The 18,783-nt window shown below is 66.5% G+C and carries 18 protein-coding genes; 6 read left to right on the top strand and 12 right to left on the bottom strand.

Annotation, left to right across the window (positions count from 1 at the left end; translation table 11 throughout):
• The first annotated feature begins 4 nt into the window (after positions 1 to 4).
• Both HGI46_RS14610 and HGI46_RS14615 read left to right on the top strand, forming a co-directional pair.
• Positions 5 to 334 (top strand): hypothetical protein, encoded by a 330-nt coding sequence (locus HGI46_RS14610; protein WP_168904825.1) that lies wholly within the window; start codon positions 5 to 7, stop codon positions 332 to 334.
• The gene (locus HGI46_RS14615) at positions 331 to 1,482 is read left to right on the top strand and encodes a class I SAM-dependent methyltransferase (RefSeq protein ID WP_168904826.1); all 1,152 of its coding nucleotides are present in this window, start codon (positions 331 to 333) and stop codon (positions 1,480 to 1,482) included. Before HGI46_RS14610 ends, HGI46_RS14615 begins: the two co-directional genes overlap by 4 nt.
• 8 nt (positions 1,483 to 1,490) lie before the next feature.
• Here HGI46_RS14615 and HGI46_RS14620 read toward each other — a convergent pair whose 3' ends face one another.
• Positions 1,491 to 3,509: a c-type cytochrome gene (locus HGI46_RS14620; protein ID WP_168904827.1), complete on the bottom strand. Its 2,019-nt coding sequence runs from the start codon at positions 3,507 to 3,509 to the stop codon at positions 1,491 to 1,493.
• 110 nt (positions 3,510 to 3,619) lie between these two features.
• Between HGI46_RS14620 and HGI46_RS14625 the strand changes: the two genes are divergently transcribed.
• The 4 genes from HGI46_RS14625 (at position 3,620) to HGI46_RS14640 (ending at position 7,001) form a co-directional block, all read left to right on the top strand.
• Positions 3,620 to 4,558 carry an alpha/beta hydrolase gene (locus HGI46_RS14625; RefSeq protein ID WP_168904828.1) on the top strand — a complete coding sequence of 313 codons (939 nt, stop codon included), beginning with the start codon at positions 3,620 to 3,622 and terminating at the stop codon, positions 4,556 to 4,558.
• A 134-nt stretch (positions 4,559 to 4,692) separates the two neighbouring features.
• Positions 4,693 to 5,922, top strand: a complete 1,230-nt coding sequence (locus HGI46_RS14630; protein ID WP_168904829.1) for a class I SAM-dependent methyltransferase — start codon at positions 4,693 to 4,695, stop codon at positions 5,920 to 5,922.
• On the top strand, positions 5,919 to 6,278 hold the full coding sequence (locus HGI46_RS14635; protein WP_168904830.1) for a hypothetical protein: 360 nt from the start codon (positions 5,919 to 5,921) through the stop codon (positions 6,276 to 6,278). The genes HGI46_RS14630 and HGI46_RS14635 overlap by 4 nt, the downstream gene beginning before the upstream one ends.
• A 45-nt stretch (positions 6,279 to 6,323) precedes the next feature.
• A complete protein-coding gene (locus HGI46_RS14640; protein WP_206065746.1) occupies positions 6,324 to 7,001 on the top strand; it encodes a hypothetical protein in 678 nt (225 codons plus the stop codon).
• 51 nt (positions 7,002 to 7,052) lie between these two features.
• Here HGI46_RS14640 and HGI46_RS14645 read toward each other — a convergent pair whose 3' ends face one another.
• The 11 genes from HGI46_RS14645 to HGI46_RS22440 all read right to left on the bottom strand — a co-directional run bounded on the left by HGI46_RS14645 (position 7,053) and on the right by HGI46_RS22440 (position 18,761).
• Positions 7,053 to 7,946, bottom strand: coding sequence for an MBL fold metallo-hydrolase (locus HGI46_RS14645; protein ID WP_168904831.1), 894 nt, complete (start codon positions 7,944 to 7,946; stop codon positions 7,053 to 7,055).
• Positions 7,946 to 8,857 carry a DUF1838 family protein gene (locus tag HGI46_RS14650; RefSeq protein WP_168904832.1) on the bottom strand — a complete coding sequence of 304 codons (912 nt, stop codon included), beginning with the start codon at positions 8,855 to 8,857 and terminating at the stop codon, positions 7,946 to 7,948. The genes HGI46_RS14645 and HGI46_RS14650 overlap by 1 nt, the downstream gene beginning before the upstream one ends.
• A 42-nt stretch (positions 8,858 to 8,899) precedes the next feature.
• Complete coding sequence (locus tag HGI46_RS14655; protein ID WP_168904833.1) at positions 8,900 to 10,111, bottom strand: CaiB/BaiF CoA-transferase family protein; 1,212 nt, start codon at positions 10,109 to 10,111, stop codon at positions 8,900 to 8,902.
• Positions 10,108 to 11,028 carry a hydroxymethylglutaryl-CoA lyase gene (locus HGI46_RS14660; RefSeq protein WP_168904834.1) on the bottom strand — a complete coding sequence of 307 codons (921 nt, stop codon included), beginning with the start codon at positions 11,026 to 11,028 and terminating at the stop codon, positions 10,108 to 10,110. Before HGI46_RS14660 ends, HGI46_RS14655 begins: the two co-directional genes overlap by 4 nt.
• Positions 11,025 to 11,630 carry a 3-isopropylmalate dehydratase small subunit gene (gene leuD, locus HGI46_RS14665; protein ID WP_168904835.1) on the bottom strand — a complete coding sequence of 202 codons (606 nt, stop codon included), beginning with the start codon at positions 11,628 to 11,630 and terminating at the stop codon, positions 11,025 to 11,027. Before leuD ends, HGI46_RS14660 begins: the two co-directional genes overlap by 4 nt.
• Positions 11,627 to 13,000, bottom strand: a complete 1,374-nt coding sequence (locus HGI46_RS14670; protein WP_168904836.1) for a 3-isopropylmalate dehydratase large subunit — start codon at positions 12,998 to 13,000, stop codon at positions 11,627 to 11,629. Before HGI46_RS14670 ends, leuD begins: the two co-directional genes overlap by 4 nt.
• Positions 12,997 to 14,013, bottom strand: a complete 1,017-nt coding sequence (locus HGI46_RS14675; RefSeq protein ID WP_168904837.1) for a zinc-binding dehydrogenase — start codon at positions 14,011 to 14,013, stop codon at positions 12,997 to 12,999. Before HGI46_RS14675 ends, HGI46_RS14670 begins: the two co-directional genes overlap by 4 nt.
• A gap of 4 nt (positions 14,014 to 14,017) precedes the next feature.
• Positions 14,018 to 15,646 (bottom strand): FAD-binding oxidoreductase, encoded by a 1,629-nt coding sequence (locus HGI46_RS14680; protein ID WP_168904838.1) that lies wholly within the window; start codon positions 15,644 to 15,646, stop codon positions 14,018 to 14,020.
• Between the two features lie 129 nt (positions 15,647 to 15,775).
• On the bottom strand, positions 15,776 to 17,170 hold the full coding sequence (locus HGI46_RS14685) for an FAD-dependent oxidoreductase (RefSeq protein WP_168904839.1): 1,395 nt from the start codon (positions 17,168 to 17,170) through the stop codon (positions 15,776 to 15,778).
• Positions 17,167 to 17,526, bottom strand: a complete 360-nt coding sequence (locus tag HGI46_RS14690; protein WP_168904840.1) for a hypothetical protein — start codon at positions 17,524 to 17,526, stop codon at positions 17,167 to 17,169. The genes HGI46_RS14685 and HGI46_RS14690 overlap by 4 nt, the downstream gene beginning before the upstream one ends.
• Complete coding sequence (locus tag HGI46_RS22440) at positions 17,523 to 18,761, bottom strand: class I SAM-dependent methyltransferase (RefSeq protein WP_346766739.1); 1,239 nt, start codon at positions 18,759 to 18,761, stop codon at positions 17,523 to 17,525. Before HGI46_RS22440 ends, HGI46_RS14690 begins: the two co-directional genes overlap by 4 nt.
• Positions 18,762 to 18,783: the final 22 nt, after the last annotated feature.

Below are 18,783 nucleotides of genomic sequence, written 5' to 3' on the forward strand. Positions count from 1 at the left end.
CATCATGAACTCTCGCAAACCCCTGCCGAGAACGCCCAACCGGCTCGACCCGATCGATGGCGCGCGGCCGATGGACGAACAGCTGCTGGCGATGATCGTCGGCCTGACCTCGGAAGTGACGATCCTGCGCGCGCGCCTTGACGCGGCGGAGCGGCTGCTGGAAGCGGCAGGCGCGCTCGCGCCCGGTGCGATTGACGGGTACGAGCCCGATGCCGCCGCCGAAGCTGCGCGCGAGAGCTATCGCAAGGCCACGCTCGACAAGGTTTTCCGCCCCTTGCGCGAGGCGGCGCTGTCCGAACTTGCCGCCACCACGACCATGGGAGATGCAGCATGACGAGGCAACTGTCCGAAGACCGCGCCGGCCTTGCTCATCCGCTGATCGCGGTGCCGAGCCATGACGAACTGGCCGAACAGCTGTTCGTGCGCGATCTCAAGCTTTACGTCATGCAGCAGATCGAGCCGGTGCAGGGCCAGATTGCCGCGCGCGAGGCTGCGGCGCTGAAGGGCGCAGAAGGCAACGGCACCGCCGCGCTGCGCAAGCGCATGGCCGAGCATGAAAGCTTCGGCACCTGGCTCGCCATGAAGCGCGAGAGCCAGCGCCAGCTGTGGCACGGCGTGGCGCGCAGCGTCGAACGTCAGGCCGAAGAGCTTGAGGAACTGGCGCGGATCGAAAACCCGAAAGGGTCGGTGCGGACCGATCCGGACTTCGTCGAGCCGGACTATATCGCGCGTGGCGACATTCACCTGATGCCCGGCGGCAATGCCCATGATGATGGCTCGTTGCTGCAGGGCGCGGTGATGGACCGGGGCGGCGCGGTCTACATGCTCGGCCGCAACGGCGGGATGCTCAACGACCTGCGCGGGCAGACGGCGATGGCCCACGTGCTGACCCGCTTCCCCGATTTCGCGCCACAGCGCATTCTCGACATGGGTTGCGGCATCGGCACCAGCACCGTGCCCGCCGCGCTGTGCTTCCCCGAAGCGGAAGTGCATGGCATCGACGTTGGCGCTTCGATCCTGCGCTATGCCCACGCGCGGGCCGAACATCTTGGCGCTGCCGTCCACTTCTCGCAGCAGAGCGCGGAAAGGACCGACTTTGCCGATGGCAGCTTCGATCTCGTGTTCTCCTGCGTGGTGTTCCACGAAACCTCGCAGGCGGCGAGCATGGCGATCGTGGCGGAAAGCCGCCGCCTGCTGCGGCCCGGCGGGCTGGCGGTGCACCTTGAGGTCCCGCTGCTGCACGACAATTCCGATCCGTGGGTAGAGCTTTCGGGCGAGCTGGAAGCGCAGTTCAACAACGAGCCCAACTGGCGCGGCGCGCTGACGACCGATTACCGCGCGCTGTTTGAGGCCTCGGGCTTCAAGGACGTGGAGATCGGCTATCAGGCGACCAGCCCGGCTGCGCGCAGCGGGCCATTCCGCTTCAGGCCAGAGAGCGAGGGCGTGTTCCGTTCGTGGTTCGTGGCCTCGGGCGTGGCCTGAGGCCGGCTTCAGGGCGCCTTGAGGTAATCGGCAATCGCGCTGATTTCAGCAGCCTCAAGGCCCTCGGCCATGGCCTGCATCTTGCCGCTGGTCAGCGCCGTGACGATGCAGGCGCGGTCCATCGCGGCGAGCACGGTGCGGGCGGGCGCTCCGGTGCCTCCCTGCTCATGGCAACTGGCACAGCGTGCGGCGAACAGGGCGAGGCCCGCCGAGGTGGTGGCCTTGACCGGCTGGTAGTCGGCAAAGGACCGCGCCGATCCGCCACGCAGCCCGAAGGCCTGCAACCGGTCGGTGCCGACGATGACCATGCCCTGCACCACCGCCGGTTCGTTGTACTTGCCCGTGGGATGAAGCGCCTGACCGCTGCTCCACAAGGGCTTGAGCGTCAGCGCATCGAAGGCGCGGAGCAGGGCGCCCGGCGCATCGGGCAGGAACACGTTGGCGCTGCGCGGCATGTTGACATCGAGCACCCAGACGATGCCATTGCGTCCTCCGTTGCTCGAGACGACCGGGGAGCCGGGGTTCTGGAAGGTGACGGTCGTCTCCTGCGCATCGCGCACCAGCCACGCCGGTTTGCCCGGTGTCAGCGCGATGGCGAGCCTGACGAGGCCGGGCGGCACGTTGGTGCCGAAATCGGCGCCGGTCTTGGAACTGCCTGCGAAGTACAGGAACTCGCGTCCGTCGGCGGCGCTGAAACGGGCGGGCGTGGCGCGGCTCTTGGCCGAATTCACCATGCCGATGCTGTCGGAATAGGGGCCGAAGACCACGACCGGCCCGCGTGACCCGAGTTCAGCTTGCGGGCCGGGCGCCAGCAGCGAACCGTCGCTGGCGGGATCGGTGCTGCACGCATGGCGGCGCTTGGTGTTGCCGGGCAAGTGATTGCGGTCGAGCAGGTAGGCGACGCCCTGCTTGCCCGAGCCCTGCGCCAGCAGATGCGGCGTGGCGGTGCGGCGCGGATCAAGCTCCATCGCCACGGCTCCGCCCGAGGCTATGTCGATATCGGCCGCGGCGGTCTGGCAATAGTTGAAGGGGGAATAGGTGCCGGTCAGCTTCAGGCCGGTGCGCGGATCGTCGGCGAACTGGAGGATCGACTGCCCCCAGGCGCCGTCGCTTTCGGGATAGACGCCGGGAATGCCGCGCTTGGCGAGCGCCGAGGCGAAGCTGGCCCCGGTGACGACATGGATGCGCCCTTGCGCGTCGATCGTCGCGCCGCTCGCGCCCCACATGCCGCCTTGCTGCATGTCGCTGCGCGGCATCGAGGAGAAGGCGCTGGCAATCGCGGGTTTGCGGGTGTTGACCGAGACGAGGAAGCCCTGCTGATCCGGGCCGAAGGTGATGTAAATCTGCGCGCCATCGGCAGAGAGGTTGAGCGCGCCGCGCTGGAAATAGATCTGGCCGGGCTCGAAGCGGGTGGTGCCGTTGCGGTTCACGCTGGCGGGCACGGTGCGGTGGCTGATCTCCAGCGGCCAGCCTTGCGCCTCTTCGCCGGTCGCAAGATCCAGCGCGTGGACGTCCCATGCCCAGTCATCGCGGCATGAGGTGACGTAGATGCGCCCCGCAGCCCTGTCGATGACCGGGGTGGAGATGCTGCCCATCTCGCCATTCTGGCAGGGGTTGGCCGTCAACTGCCTGCGCCACAGGATCGTCCCGGCAGAGAGGCTGCCCCGGTCGGCGGCTAGGACGGCATAGGCAAAGCCGGTGGAGGCAACGGCATAAGCCACTGGCACTGATTGCCCGGCAAGAGGGCCACTGCGCAGCTTCACGCCGGCAAGGTAAAGCGGCGAGGCGAACAGGCGGGGCGGGGCATTGCCTGCGGAATCGAACACCGGCGATTGCCAGATCTGGCCGAAGGCGCCCCCGGCAACCGTTTCGGGCGTCAGCACCGTTTCGGCCCGGTTCCAGCCTTCGCGCGCGGCGTTGCCGTGGAAGGTCGTCTTGTCGCCAAGCGCGGTCTTCTGGCCCGCAAGGGTCGGCGCGGCAAGGGTGAGGGTTGCAGTGAGCAGGAGGGGGATCTTGCGCATGGTCATAGTCTGTCCCGAGCCTGCGAAGTCTGCGCATCCAAGCGCCGCTTCGCCGACTGGCGGATAGGTGTGCCGCGTGCGGTGATCCGCGCGAGCAAGCGCGCAGGATCGCGCCCATGATAAGCAGGCGCGATCTTGGCATTCTGACGGGCAGCGCAATGGCGCTGGCGGCCTCGGCAAAGGGTGCTGCGGCAACCCCGGGTCTCGGCAACGCTATCCGTCCCGGCAGTTTCCCCGGTTTCTGGGACGCCGAAGGAGACGTGCGCCGCGCCGGTGGCATGCTGCACTGGCGCTCCGCTGGCAGCGCGTCGCGGCGTCCGCCCCTTGTCCTGCTCCACATGCTCGGCGGATGGAGCGACGATTGGCGCATGGTGGCAAGGCCGCTCGCCGCCGAGCGCCGCGTGATCGCGTTCGATCTTCCGGGGCATGGCCTTTCGGCATGGCAAGGCGTGCCGCCCGAAGTGCAGACGGTAGAGGAAACGGCGGCCCTGATTGCCGGGGCGATGACAGAACTGGGCCTCGGGCAGGTCGATCTGGCCGGAACCTCGCTCGGCGGGTGCGTGGCCGTGGCTCTGGCGGCAGGCATGCCCGAACGGGTGCGGCGGCTTGTCCTGCCGTCCTGTGCCCTGGGCAAGGGGCGCACTTGGGTCGACGTTCGCGCCAAGGAAGCGGACCAGTTGCGCGGCGGCATGTTCAACGCTGCGGGCGATCCCCTGCCGGGTAGGCCGGAAGCGCTGGTCAAGGTCTTCGGCGTGCGCGATGCCGCGCGCATTTCGGCAGAGCAGAACGCCAGCCGCCAGCAAGCCGGGCGCTGGATCAGGCCGCAGGAGCGAGGGGTTGCGCTGACCGACTTTCCCCGCCTGATGACCCGAATCACCGCGCCGACGCTGCTGCTCTACGGCGAGAACGACACGTTCTTTCCGTCCTATCGTCCCATCGCCGAGGCAGCCTTGCGCCATTCGCAGACGGTGGTTCTGCCGCAAGCCAGCGGTCTGCCGGTACTTGACGATCCGGTCGCAACTGCCGGAGCGATCCGGCAATTCCTCGACGCCTGACGCTGGCTGAATTTATTGTCCTATCATTGATACAAATCAAGCCGTCACGACGGCGCCCGTGTCAGGTTCCGAATCGTCGAGGCCGCGAGAGCGCATCGCTCAGCCGCCAGACGCACCGCAACCGAGGAGGGCTTATGAAGGACAAGATACCGCCACCCTATACCGCCTTGCAGCGTCATCCGATGATGCCGCAAGCCAGCCATGACGAGGCTGCGCGGTTCAACTTCCTCACGCTGTTCAATCGCTATCTTTCGGGCGAGATCGGACGCGGCAATCGCATTGCCTATGAAACGCGCGTCCTGCCGGCGTTCAAGGTCATCCACGGGCGTGAACCGGAGAACCGCGAGGAGATCCGCATCGCGATGAACCAGGACCCGTTCCACCGCATGTGGTCTGCGCTCAAGCGCAATTCGATGGAAATGCGCCAGCAGAACGGGCGCCAGATCGTGCTGCGCCAGCTCGACGAGCTGGATGCCAAGGCCAAGGCCTTCAACGAAGCGTCGGGCCTGCTGGAACTGGACCCGAGCGTGGAACAGCCGATCTACGCCACCTGCGTCGATATTCATTGCCAGCCCGGTGGCTATCACGGTGGCGAGCGCGAAGGCGACGTGACCGTGGGCGCCAACTATGACGTCGGCCTGTTCGCCACGACCGGCGGCGCGCTCGGCAGCCTCAACAATGGCGGTGGCCGGGCCGTGGTCGGCTGGGTCAAGGCCAACCGCCCCGACTGGCAACCGAAGCGCATTCTCGATGTGGGCTGCACCGTTGGCCACAACGCGGTGCCCTTTGCCGAGGGCTTTCCCGACGCCGAAGTGATCGCGATCGACACCGCGGCGGCATCGCTGCGCTATGGCGCGGCGCGCGCGGCGGGGCTGGGCGTGAAGAACATCCGCTTCGTGCAGGCCAGTGGCGAGGACCTTTCGCGGTTCCCCGACAACCATTTCGACTGGGTGCAGACGACGATGTTCCTGCACGAGCTTTCGGCGGAATCGATGCCGAAGATCCTGGCCGAATGCCGTCGCGTGCTCAAGCCGGGTGGGTTGCTGCTCCATGTCGAACAGCCGCAGTACGGTCCGGATATGCCGCTTTACGAGCAGTTCATCCGCGACTGGGACGCCTACAACAACAACGAACCGTTCTGGTCGGCCATGCATGGCGTCGATCTGAAAGCGGTGATGGAAGAGGCCGGATTCCCCATGGACCACCAGTTTGTAACCGGTGTGCGAGCAGTTCCCGACAAATCCCTGTTCCCGGCATCGCCCGATGGGGAAGAGGAAGATTACGGACGCGCTGCCATCTGGAATGCCTACGGGGCCTGGAAGCCTCAAGTAACCAGCGGAGCAGAAAAGGAGATTTCGGCATGACGCAGGAAATCGACTGGATCGCGCGTTCGGGCGCTCGCGCCAAGGGCGGAAGGCCGGCCTTCTTCGACGAGATGGCCCTCGACCGCCTTTACTCGCTGGCGTTGTCGCTGACGGCTGAACTGGCCGCCACGCGGGAGCGTCTTGATACTGTTGAACGGCTGCTGGAGGCGCAAGGCTCCCTCAGCCGGGATGCCATCGAAAACTTCAAGCCGGACATGGGTGCCGGCGAGGAACGAGGCATCGCCATGAGGGCATATATTGCCCGCGTCATGCGCGGCTTCCAGCAGGAAGTCGAAGCCATGGAGAACCCCGATCCGCCGGTCACCGACTGGGTGGAGCGGCTCTCCCGAGGCTGACGCGCAGTGGCTTAGTGGCGGCTTCCACATTCAAGGGGAAAGTCGTTGATCGAAGAAGTACTGGTACTGCGCTGGGTCCACATCGTCTCCATGGTCTATTGGCTGGGCGGCGAATGGGGTGTCTTCCAGACAAGCTTTAACATCATCAATCGCAAGCTCTCGATGGAGGAGCGCCGGCGGCACATGGAAACCGCCTATCGCATCGACATCCTGGCGCGCACCGGTATCATCATGCTGCTGCCGCTGGGGCTGCATATGGGCAATATCTATGGCCTGCAGCCGTACGGCGGCAGCTTCCTCACGGCGATGTGGGTGTTCGTGGCGGGCTGGCTTGCTCTCTGCTGGTCGGCCTTCATCTACCGCGAGACCGATCGCGGCGTGATGCTCACCAAGCTTGACGAGAAGATCCGCTGGGTGCTGATCCCGACGATCTTCGTGGTCGGCATCTCCTCGCTGCTGGGCCATGGCCCGCTCGAGGCCGGCGAAGGCTCGCGCTGGTACGCCACGAAGCTGACGCTCTATGGCTTCACCCTGTGCATCGGCCTTGGCCTGCGCTGGATCATGCGCCTGTGGACGGTCCGCTTCCGTCGTCTGGCCGAAGGTCCGAACCCGGCCGAGGAAGCCGCGCTGGAGCGTGAGTTCCTGTACGGCCGCCTGATGGCCTACGTGTACTGGATCACGATCTCGGGCATCTGCTTCCTGGGAACGGTCAAGCCGTTCTGATCGCAGCGGATACTGGAAAAAGGGAAGGGCGGCCTGATCGGGCCGCCCTTTCTATTTGGGCGCGGCGTCCTCGCGTGCCAGCTGGCCGTCGAGCAGCGCAGCGTACTTGTCGGCCATGGCCCTGCAGGCATCCGGCGCGCGCATCGGATCGGGCATGGTGCCAGCCCGCCGTGCCGCCGCGCGCAGATCGGCGCCGGAATGTTCGGCATGGTTGGACAGGAGCACATCGCAAGGCTCGTTGCGGAGCATCGCAATGCTGCGGCGGAACGCGCCCACAAGGTCCGGATGGTCCCGATAGCGATAGGTCCCGGCGGTCAATGAATTGAGGCTCGCCGCAAAGAACACGCGCGCGCAGTCATTCCCGGACAGGCAAGCCTGCCAAGACCACCCCATCGATCCCGGCGTATGGCCCGGCATGGCGCGGGCGATGATGGTGACGTTGCCGAAGCGCAGGCGGTGGCCGTCCCTGACCGTCGTGACGCGCTTGACCGGCGCATAGGCAATCAGGCTTGCCCGCTGCGGGTCTTCATCGCCGCTGATGCCGTGGCGCAGCGCCGCGGCGGCAGAGGCGGAGGCATAGACCTGCGCGCCGCTTTCGCGCACCACCGCGGCGATGGCCCCGGCGTGGTCGTAATGCGGCTCTGTCACCAGCAGCCATTTCACCTGATCGATCCGGTAGCCAAGTTCGGCCAGATGGGCGCGCAGCACCGGCAAGCCTTCCGGCAGTCCGGCGTCGATCAGGACGAGGCCCTTGCCGGTATCGATCACCGCCTGCTTGACGCGCTTCGGCCCGACATAGCCAAGCCCTGGAAAAACGCGCAGCGGCACGTCCGGCTCAAGCCAGCGCGCCGCGTCGGGGCCGGTGATGGGCCGTGTCAGCGGATCGTCCCCGCCTGTCGCCCCAATCAGGAGCCCAGCGGCGAGGATGAGCGCTGCGCGTCGCATCAGTTGCGGTATTCTTCCTGCTTCAAGGTCAGCAATTTGCGCGGATCACGCGCGCCTTCGGGATTGACGCGGGCCAGCATCGCCACCCAGTCCTTGGGCATGTTGGCGTAATTGGTTTCCTTGCGGCCAACGCTGCGCAGGCACTGCGTGCCCATGCCTGCGGGCATCTTCCACCAGCGCGCATAATCCGAAAGGTCGGTGCCATAACCCGTAGCGCTGGCGCAGTGGACACGCGGATCGAGCGCTTCCTTTGCCGGGCTGGTGATCATCGTCATGTCGTTGAGGCGGCGCGGCGAAAGGCCCGGCGTCTCGGTATCGGCGGCGGTGTGCTGCTGGAAGGTGATCTGGTCACCCATGTGGTAGAACAGTTCGGGCACGTGCTCGGCCTTGAGCGTGGTGTTGCCGATCTTGCCATCGAAGATCAGGTCGTTGGCCGCGCTGTAGCGCACCGTGGTCGGGCCGACCGGCACGAACGGTACGTCGACCATCTCGCCCGTCAGCGGATTGCGCAACTGGTCCGAACGCTCGTTGGTGCCGGGCGCGGTACGGAAGCCCAATTCGTAGGACGTCAGCTCCATGCTGCCGTCTGCCAGCGGATTGACCTTCATCACCGCGCCGAACACCAGTTCGCACAACGGGGTCAGCTTCGCGCCCTGCTGGGCGTAGTTGCGGCCACGGAACCACCAGTAGACGATGCCGGGATCGGTGCGCAGGCGCATGCGGCGGATCATGGCGATGCGCGCGGCCGGGTCGGTGGGGATGCCTTCCTCGCGGATCAGCGACGCGCCAAGCGCGGGGGCTGCGCCAAGCAGGCCCGAACCCGCCAGAGCCACGCCGGTCAGCCCGGCCCCGCCCAGCATGGTGCGGCGGCTGAGGAGGAAAGTCTCGTCGCTGCTGTCAAAATCGGTCATCGGCTTGTTCCCCACGTTAGCCTTGTGTCAGGCGGTTTCCTGTCAGGCGGTTTCTACGGCACCCTGGCCGATCAGCTCGTCGATGCGCTGCGCCGGGTAGCCAAGCTCGGCCAGGATTGCCTGCGCATCGGCTCCGGCCTTGGGCAGCGCCACGCTGCCGCCGGGGCGCTTTCCGTCCATTTCCAGCGGGATCGTTGGCAGGCGGGTCTGCTTGCCGCTGTCGAGCGTAACGTCCTCCAGCCCGCCCGAGGCCAGTTGCGGATCGTCGAACATGTCTTCGGGCCGCCCGATCGGCGCGAACGGCAGGCCGGTGCCTTCCAGCTTGGCCACGATTTCGGCCCGGGTCATCGACGCCATCAGGGCGCGGATCTGCGGCAGGATGCGGTCACGGGCGAGGACGCGCTCGTTGTTGGTACGGATCGCCTCGTCCGCCCAGAGGTCATCGAGTGCGAACAGCGCGCAGAACTTCTCCCACAGGCTGTCGGAGACGACGCCGATGAAGACCGGCTCGTCTTTCGTCTCGAACACATCGTAGATCGCCCAGGCCGAGATGCGCGCAGGCATCGGCGCGGCGGCCTTTCCGGTGACGGCGAACTGCGCCATGTGCTGGCCGACGAGGTAGACCGTGGTTTCGAACAGGCTGGCGACGACCTTCTGGCCCTTGCCGGTGCGGTGGCGTTCTTCCAGCGCGGCGAGGATGCCGATCACGCCGAACATGCCGCCGGTCACGTCGACCACGCTCGATCCTGCGCGCAAGGGGCGCCCCGGAGGGCCGGTCATGTAGGCAAGGCCGCCCATCATCTGCGCCACTTCATCCAGCGCGGTGCGGTCCTCGTAAGGGCCGGGCAGGAAACCCTTTTCGGAACAGTAGATCAGGCGCGGATTGATGGCGGAAAGCGCTTCGAAGGAAAGGCCGAGCCGGTCCAGTGCGCCGGGGCGGAAATTCTCCACCAGCACATCGGCGCTTGCGCAAAGGTCACGCGCCACCGCTTTGCCCTCGGCAGACTTGAGATCGAGGCAGATCGAACGCTTGCCGCGATTGTACATCGGGAAATAGCCCGCGCCCGAACCCAGCAGGCGGCGCGTGCGGTCCCCGCCGATGGGCTCGATGCGGATCACTTCTGCGCCGAGCCCGGCAAGGATGTGGCCCACCGTCGGACCCATGACCATGTGGGTGAATTCGATCACCTTGATCCCCGCCAACGGGGTCGGGCCGGTCTGTTGGCTACCAGTATATTTAGGCGCGGCGGTCAACGGGCAATCCTTTCGGCGTAATCGAGCATCGGGCCAGCATCGGGAGTGAAGCCGTAGAGCGGCTCATTGGGCAGCGCCTCGGCCAGAATGCTCCGCACAGCGAGCAGCTTTTCAAGGTCGATGCCGGTCTCCAGCCCCATGGAATTGAGCATCAGCACGAGGTCTTCGGTCACGAGATTGCCCGAAGCGCCCGGCGCATAAGGACAGCCGCCAAGCCCGCCCAGCGAGGAATCGAGCGTGGTGATGCCCTCATCCAGACCCGCCAGCGCATTGGCGAGGCCCAGCCCGCGGGTGTTGTGGAGGTGGAGCGTGGTCAGCTTGTCGGAGCCCACCGCTGCCTTGACCTTGCGCACCAGGCGGCGGACCTGCGCCGGATCGGCATAGCCGGTCGTGTCCGAAAGGCTGAATTCCTGCGCACCCGCTTCGGCAGCGGCAACGGCAAGGCGGACAACCTGATCCTCGCTCACCGCGCCTTCGATGGTGCAGCCGAACGCGGTGGAAAGGCCCACGGCAAAGTGCACGCCGCCTTCGCGGGCAATCCGGGCAACTTCGGCGATCTCGGCCAGCATTGCGGGATGATCCTTGCGGACGTTGCGCTGCGAATGGGTCTCGCTCATCGAGAACGGGATCGACATGCCGTGGACGCCTGCCTCAACTGCCCGCACTGCACCCTTGGCGTTGGGGACGAGCGCCACGACGTTCAGCCCTGCGATCCCGCGCGCGAAGGCGACGATCTCTGCCGTGTCGGCCATCTGCGGCAGCAGGCTCGGCGGCACGAAGCTGCCCACCTCGATCTCGCGCACCCCGGCGGCGGCTTCGGCGGCGATCCACGCCTTCTTGGCCGCGGTCGGCAGCACAGCCTTGATCGATTGCAGCCCATCACGCGGGCCGACTTCGGAAACGAGTATCTGGGTCATGCAGCTTTTCCGGCGTAGATCCATGGACGGCAGGCGCGGTCGGCAGCGGTCCATGCGTCGATTTCGGGGAGAGACTTGAGCGTCAGCGCGATGGCGTCGAGCCCTTCGAGCAGCATCTGGCGCGGCTCTTCCTCGATCGTGAAGGCGTGGGGCTTGCCATCAGCCGTCACGGTCTGCGTCATCAGGTCCACATCGACCGTCTGCCAGCCCAAGCTATCGACCACGGCGCGGTCCAGCGTGACCGGCAGGATGCCGTTGCGGATGCAGTTGCCGCGGAAGATCGGCGCGAAGCTTTCCGCGATCACGCAGCGGATGCCATATTCGACAAGCGCCCACACGGCGTGTTCGCGGCTAGATCCGCAGCCGAAGTTCGCCCCGCCGAGCAGGATCTGCGCCCCATTTGCCTGCGGCTGGTTGAGCGGGAAGGCGGGATCGGGCGTGCGCGCCACAGCGTCGGTGTAGCGCCACGGCGCAAACAGGCCATCGGCAAGGCCGGTGCGCCCGGTGCTCTTCATCTCGCGGCTGGGGATGATCGCATCGGTATCGACATTGTCGCGCAGCAGCGGGACGGCGACTGACGAAAGCGTTGTGAACGGAGTCATCGTGCCAGCTCCCGGGGATCGGCAATCGCGCCGGCAATCGCACTGGCGGCCACGGTTTCCGGGCTGGCGATGTGGGTGCGGATGCCGGGGCCCTGGCGGCCTTCGAAATTGCGGTTGGTGCTGCTGATCGTGCGGCTGCCTTCGGGGAAGCTCTCGCCGCCCGCATAGAAGCACAGCGAACAGCCGCTGGCGCGCCATTCGAAGCCTGCCGCGGTGAATACCTTGTCCAGCCCTTCGGCTTCGGCCGCGCGCTTGACGGCAGAACTGCCGGGGACGACCAGCGCCTTCCTGATGCCGGGCGCGATGTGCTTGCCGCGCAGCAGTTCTGCCGCCCGCCGCAAGTCTGAAAGGCGCGCGTTGGTGCAAGATCCGATGAACGCCGCATCAATCGGTGTGCCGAGCAGGGCCTGGCCCGCCTCCAGCCCGATATAGGCATGGGCGCGGTCCGGTCCCTTGGGCACGGTGCCGGTCACTGGCATGCTGTGCTCGGGGCTGGTGCCCCAGCTGATCATTGGCGCAATCGTCGCAGCGTCGATCACGATCTCGCGATCGAACGTCGCGCCTTCGTCCGTGGTCAGCGTGGCCCAGTATGGCGCATCGAAGCTGGCGGGGGCGTGGCGGCGACCGGCAAGGTAGGCGTAAGTCTTGGCGTCGGGAGCAATGATCGCGGTCATGGCCGAGAACTCGGTCGCCATGTTGCACAAGGTCATGCGGCCTTCGATGTCGAGCGCGGTGACGGCCTCGCCAGCGAACTCCACCACGTGGCCCGCGCCGCCGCCTGCGCCGTAAGCCGCCAGCAGATGCAGCGCCATGTCCTTGGGCGTGACGCCGGGGGCGAGCGCGCCGCTGAAGGTGACGCGCATGGTGCGGGGCCGGTCGAGCCGAAGCACGCCCGTCGCCATTGCATGCTCGGCCTCGGACGAACCGATGCCCCAGGCGAAGGCACCAAGCGCGCCTTGCGTGCAGGTATGGCTATCGGGCGCAACCAGCGTCGCACCCGGAAGGACGATGCCAAGTTCGGGCGAGATGACGTGGGTTATGCCCTGATCCGGGTCGTTCACGTCAAACAGGGTAATGCCCGCCGCCTGCGCCGCTGCGCGGGTCTCGGTGATGAAGGCGCTGCCGCCGGGCATGAGGGTATCGTCACCCCGGCCGATGCGGGTATCGACGATGTGATCCATCACCGCGAATACCCGCGCCGGATCGCGCACCACGCGCCCGCTCGCCGCCATCGATTTCAAGGCCGAGGCGCCGGTGCGCTCGTGCAGGAACACGCGGTCAATCGCGATCAGGTGCGCAGCCCCGGCGGTCTGCGCCACATGGTGCGCATCCCAGATCTTCTCGAACAGGGTCTTGTGAGCGGCGGTCATTGCTCTGCCAGATCGACCACGACCTTGCCCATCGACTTGCCTGAAAGCAGCCGCTCGATACCGTCGTAGATGCCCTCGACGCCAAGGTTGCGCTGGCTGTCGAAGGTCACGCGCAGCAAGCCGCGCGCGTAAAGGTCGAACAACCGCTTGCGGGCATCGTCCCAGTAGGGCGTGAGCAACCCGTTCATGAAGCCGCGCACCGATGCGCCCTTGTAGTAGATGGCGTGGGCAATGCGCGGGGCGGTGACGATCTCGGGCTTGCCCTCGAGGTCCGCCGCCGCGCCGCCGACGACGAGACGGCCATGGTTGGCAAGGTTGGCAAGGAAGGCATCGAAGATCGTGCCGCTGACGGTATCGACGGCAACGTCGATCCCGCGCGGGTATTCCGCAGCCAGCACGGCGCCGACGTCTTCCGAACGGTAGTCGATCACGCGCTCGGCCCCGAGAGAGGACACGAACGCGCACTTTTCCGGCCCGCCCGCCACGCCGATCACGCGGCAGCCTTTCAGCACGGCAAGCTGCACCAGCAAGTGGCCAAGGCCGCCCGCCGCCGCCGAAATCGCCACCGTCTCGCCAGTCTTCACTTCGCCGATCTGCTCAAGCGCGACCATTGCCGAAACGCCGGTGGAGGCCAGCGCCAGATGCTCGCGCGTCGCTGCCGGGGCCGGCGCAAAGCTGGTGACCGGGCCGGTGTTCTGTTCGCGATAGCCGCCGGTGAAGCGCACGGTCACGGCAGCATCGCCCACGGCATAGGCCGTCACGCCTTCACCCACCGCCTCGACCACGCCGATGGCTTCGACGCCGGTGAAGGTCGGCAGGGCGATCTTGACGTAGTCGACCGCGTTGCGGGCAATCTGGGTGTCGAAGATCGCGTTGACGCCGCAGTGCAGGTTGCGCACCCGGATCTCTCCGCGCGAAGGCGCCGCAACCGGAAGCTCGACGATGTCCGCGCCTTCGCGGAAGGACGGCGCGATCCGTTCGAGCCGGATCGCGCGATAGGTCTGCTCAGCCATCGGCTCAGTTCCGGCCTTCCCGGATCGGGAAACCGAGGCAGCCCGGATTGAACACGCCGCGCGGATCGACCACGGCCTTCACCGCATCGAGCACGTCCTTGAACGCCTCGTCGCGGCTTTCGCGATAGGCGGTGTAGGCGCGGCCGATCTGGAAGTGGGCAGCGCCATACTTCTTGCAGATCCCCTTCACATGCTCGCGCGCCTCGGCGACGATGGCGGTCGCCTCGGCATTGGGACCAAGCTGCTTGAGGTTCTTGAGGTGCGCCGGTTCGACCATTGATTCATGGATCGGGCGGTAGCCTTCGGGCCAGAAGAACACCGGCTCGATCACCAGCGCGGTGGTGGACAGCGAGGAGAACAGGAAGCCGTTGTGGATGCCGTGCTTGTCGAAGGTGTCCTTCATCGAATCGAAGTAGGCGCGAATTTCGGCAAACATCGGCGCGGCGGTGGACAGCGATGCCTGGCCATGGACCGGTGCCCAGCTTTCGCCCTCTGGCCCGAGGATCGAGTTCGGCGCGGGGAAGGGCATGGCGCGGATGACCTTGGCGATCGAGTTCTCGATCTCCACGCCTTCGAAGCGGGCCGCGATCTCGCGCGCGGTGGCGATATCGGCAGCGACTGCTTCCTTGCAGCGGCCCTCTGCCGTGATGTGCAGCGGGTATTCTTCCTCGGGAATGAAGTTGCGTCCGCCGATGGCGATCTTGGCCGCAGCCAGCAGGCCCTTTCCGAAGGACTTTTCCTTGGCGATGACCTTGCCCAGCGTCTTCACGTCGCTGGCCATCGACATGCGCTTCATGCGCACCTTGGTGAGGCCGGGATCGAAGCCGCAGGTCTCGGACGCTATCCCTGCGCGGGTCATCTCGGCCAGTGCTTCCAGCATGATCTCGCCGGTCTTGAACGAGAACGAGACCGAGTCCTCGAACGCCGGGTTGCGGATCAGGCGCAGCGTGATCTCGGCCTTGATGCCCAGCGTGCCGGAATCGCCCATGAACAGTCCGGCAAGGTCAGGCCCGTAGTGGCGATAGTGCGGCGTATCGCCATCGGGGCCGCGCGCACCGGTGCGCAGCGTGCGGCCATCGGCCAGCACCATGGTGATCGCCACCACGCTCTCGCTCGACGTGCCATAGTGTCCGGCGCCGAACATCGCGTTGAGCTGCGAAAGACCGCCGCCGATGGTCGAATAGATGCCCGACATCGGACCCCAGAACGGCGTGCGCAGCCCGTGCGGCTTGAGCGCTTCGTTGAGCGCAAGCCAGGTGCAGCCAGCCTCGACCGTGACGGTCATGTCTTCCGGGCTGACGCGCAGCACCCGGTCCATGCGGCGCATGTCGAGCGTGATCGTGCTGTCGGTGGCAGGGGTATAGCTGCTGGTATAGCTCATGCCCGCGCCGCGCGGCGCAATGTCCACGCCCGCATCGTTGGCAGCGGAAACCACCGCGGCCAGCTCTGCCGTGTTGGCAGGCGCGACCGAGAGCATCACGACGTGATCGGCGCGCGCCCAGATGTCCTCGCTGAACAGGCGCAGCGTCGCCTCGTCCGAAGTGACGTGGTCGGCACCGACGATCCCTTCAAGGCGTGCACGCAGGTCGGCAGGGGCGGTGGCAATGCGGCTGAGGGTCATGCTGTCTGACATCGTTGGTCTTCCGCTGTTGGTCTGAGGCACGGTCTGCCAGTGCCGCGATCAATTGTTATTGAAATATGTCAAATGGGGCCTGCCCGATGCCAGACGGCGCATTGGCTATCCGACTGTCGGGCATAATGTTCACGCATCGGTCAATTGCCGGGCCAGCGCGGCGGCGCCCAAGCCCGCAAGACGTCCGAAGGTCACCGCCGTGGCAAGCCCCATCGCCGGGAGATACCCCCAGTGCGCCGGGCCGGAGACCGACCGCGCCGCGCCGCCGCCTGCGAACAGGTTGGGCAGGGTAGAACCGTCGGCGCGCAGCACGCGGGCCTGCCCGTCGATCTGTAGCCCGCCCTGCGTGTGATAGATCGCCCCCACCACCTTGAGCGCGCGATAGGAGCCGGTCGGGGGCAGGTCGTCGCCCCAGACGCGGCCCTGTTCATCGGCCCGCCCGCTTGCCTGCGCGGCATGGGCTTCTTCCAGCGTGGCGCGCAAGGCATCGGCAGGAACACCGATCAGGGCCGCCAGCTCTTCGGCACTGTCCGCCTTGCGCGAGGCGTTCAGCGCGTTGAGTTGCTGGGTCTCCGGCACGTAGGCCACGGTCTCTTCAATGCGTTCGTCGAAGATCACCCAGACATGATTGCCCGGCTGGGCGAGCACGGGATGAACCATCCCGGCGATGTCCTCCACCTCGTCGGTAAAGCGGCGGCCTTCGACGTTGACGAGAATGCCACCGGCGATCGGCACACCGGGCGGCACCGAAATGCCCTGCGGATCGGTGAGCATGGCATAGCCCTGATAGGAACCCATGTCGCCGAACGCGGCGCCGAGCTGTTCGCCTACGACAATGCCGGTGCCCTGGCTGCCCTCGTGCCCGTTGTTCCGCGCGTGCGATACGTCCGGCATGTGCCGGGCCACCATCGCGTGGTTTGCGGCAAAGCCCCCGCAGGCAAGGATCAGCGTTTCGCAGCCGACCAGTTCCTGCGCGCCATCCGGCCGTTCCAGCGTCACGCCATGGACGCGACCGGTCTCGTCGGCGTGAACCTCGACCAGCCTTGCGCCAAGCAGCACGTCCACCCCGGCGTCGTCCAGCCTGCGGTGGAGCAGGTCGACCATGTCCTGCCCGCCGTGCCCGCGCCAGCCATGGACGCGGAAGGTGGAATTGCCATAGGCGGGGCGGAAGCCGGTATCGAGCTCCCATGGCAGGTCGAGCGTCTCGACCATCCAGTCCACCGTCGGCCCGGCGTGGTCGGCAATGGCGCGGGCCAGCACGGGATCGGTCAGGCCCTGGGTCTTGGCCATGATGTCGGCGAAATAGGTGTCCGCGCTGTCCTCGATGCCAAGGGCGGCCTGCGCTTTCGTTCCGGCGGCGCAGATCAGGCCCTGGCTCATGCCGGTGCTGCCCATCGGGCGCTCGTCCTGCTCCACCAGCAGCACCTGCGCTCCGGCGTGATGGGCCGAAAGCGCGGCGATGCAGCCGCACGCCCCGCCACCGATGACCAGCACCGGGATGACGTATTCGAAGTCGGGAATCATGCCTCGCGCGCCAGTTCTTCGCCGACATCGCCCGAGGCGACTTCGGCACCGGTCGTCACCGCCTCGTTCTCCTGCTGCACGATGCGCAGGATGCGGGCGATGAACTCCTGGTTCCACATCTGGCGTTCGGCCGATGCGGCGCGATCGGGCACGAAGGCGTCGATCTCGCCCGGCGTCAGCACGCCCTTTTCCAGCAGCAGGCGCTCCAGCGTATCGCTGCGCTGGCGGGCCACGGCCAGTTCCTGCGCCATGGCCATGGTGATGGCGAGGACGCGCTCGACCTGCGGATCAAGGAAGTAGGGGCGCTTGCCCGCAGGCTTGGCCCCTGCTCCGGCGAGGGCTTCGGCAAAGCTCATGCCACGGCTCCGATCACATGCCATGCGGCCTTGCGGCCATAGTCTTCGGTGTCATCCTCTTCCGCATCGGGGAAGAGTTCGCGATCGACCACGCCGGTCACCCCGCCGTGGATCAGCTTGTCACGCTCGAACCCGGCGGCGACCATCTCGGCGTCGAGGTCCATCTCGTGCATCCGGCTCCAGAACGGCTCGTTGTTGTAGAACGCGTCCCAATCGCGCATCGCCTGTTCGAACAGCGGCATTTCCGGGGCGTATTGCGGCTGCTCCACATGCAGCACGATGCCGCCGGGCTTCAGCAACCGGCGCGTCTCGGCAAAGATCGCGCGCAGGGCCTTGGTCGAAAGCTCGTGCAGGAACATCGTCGTCTGGATCCAGTCGAAGCTGGCGTCCGGATAGATCGACAGGTCCTCGCCGCTGGCCTGGACGAAGCTGATGTTGTCGACGCCCAGGGACTTGGCGCGGGCCAGGCCATAACGCAGCACCGGCGCGCCAAGATCGACCACGGTCATCTCCGCTTCCGGAAAGGCCTGCGCCAGCGGCAGCGAGGAATGGCCGACCGTGCCGCCGATCTCGAGGATCTTCTTCGGTTTGAAGTCCGGCAGGTTGCGCCTGACCCACTTGACCACGGCATGGCCGCCGCCATCGGAATACTTGCCGAGCAAGCCCCCGGTGGTGACGAACCCGGCGTGATCGTAGTTCGCGCCGTTCACCGCATCATCGGGGAAATATTCGGTGTGGTAGCTGCCGGGCATGCAGTGATGATCCACCGCCGAGACATAGCGCGGGATCGGCAGCGCAGGATCGAGCGACAGGCGCGGATCGCCTTCGGTCAGCTCTGTCGTCACAGCGTTCAGCCGCTCACGCTGGCGCAGCGCGGTCCAGCGCCCGGCCTGCTGGCGCTGTTCCATCGTCATGCGGCGCAGGGCCGACCATGTCTGGAAGGCCGGGTCTTCGAGCAGCGCGCGGCGTGCCTCGTGCCGGTCCGCCATGGGGCGGCCATGCTGCGCCTCGAACGCGGGCACGACGCGGGCATCGAATGCCGCCTTGACCCCCGGCACCACGCGCGCGGCAAGGTGGCGGTTCATCTGCGCGAGGAAGTTGATCCGCTCGATCTCGTCATGGCTGGTCTGCGGGAAAACCGCGTGGCGGCCAATGACGCGATAATCGGGAGGCCCGTCGTAACCGGCGCTAGGGTCGTTCGGGACGGGAGCGGAGGGTTTTTCTGAAGAACTCACGGCCTTCCTCATTTGTTATATT

The organism is Novosphingobium sp. ERW19 (genome assembly GCF_012641315.1).
In the GTDB taxonomy this organism is placed as follows: domain Bacteria; phylum Pseudomonadota; class Alphaproteobacteria; order Sphingomonadales; family Sphingomonadaceae; genus Novosphingobium.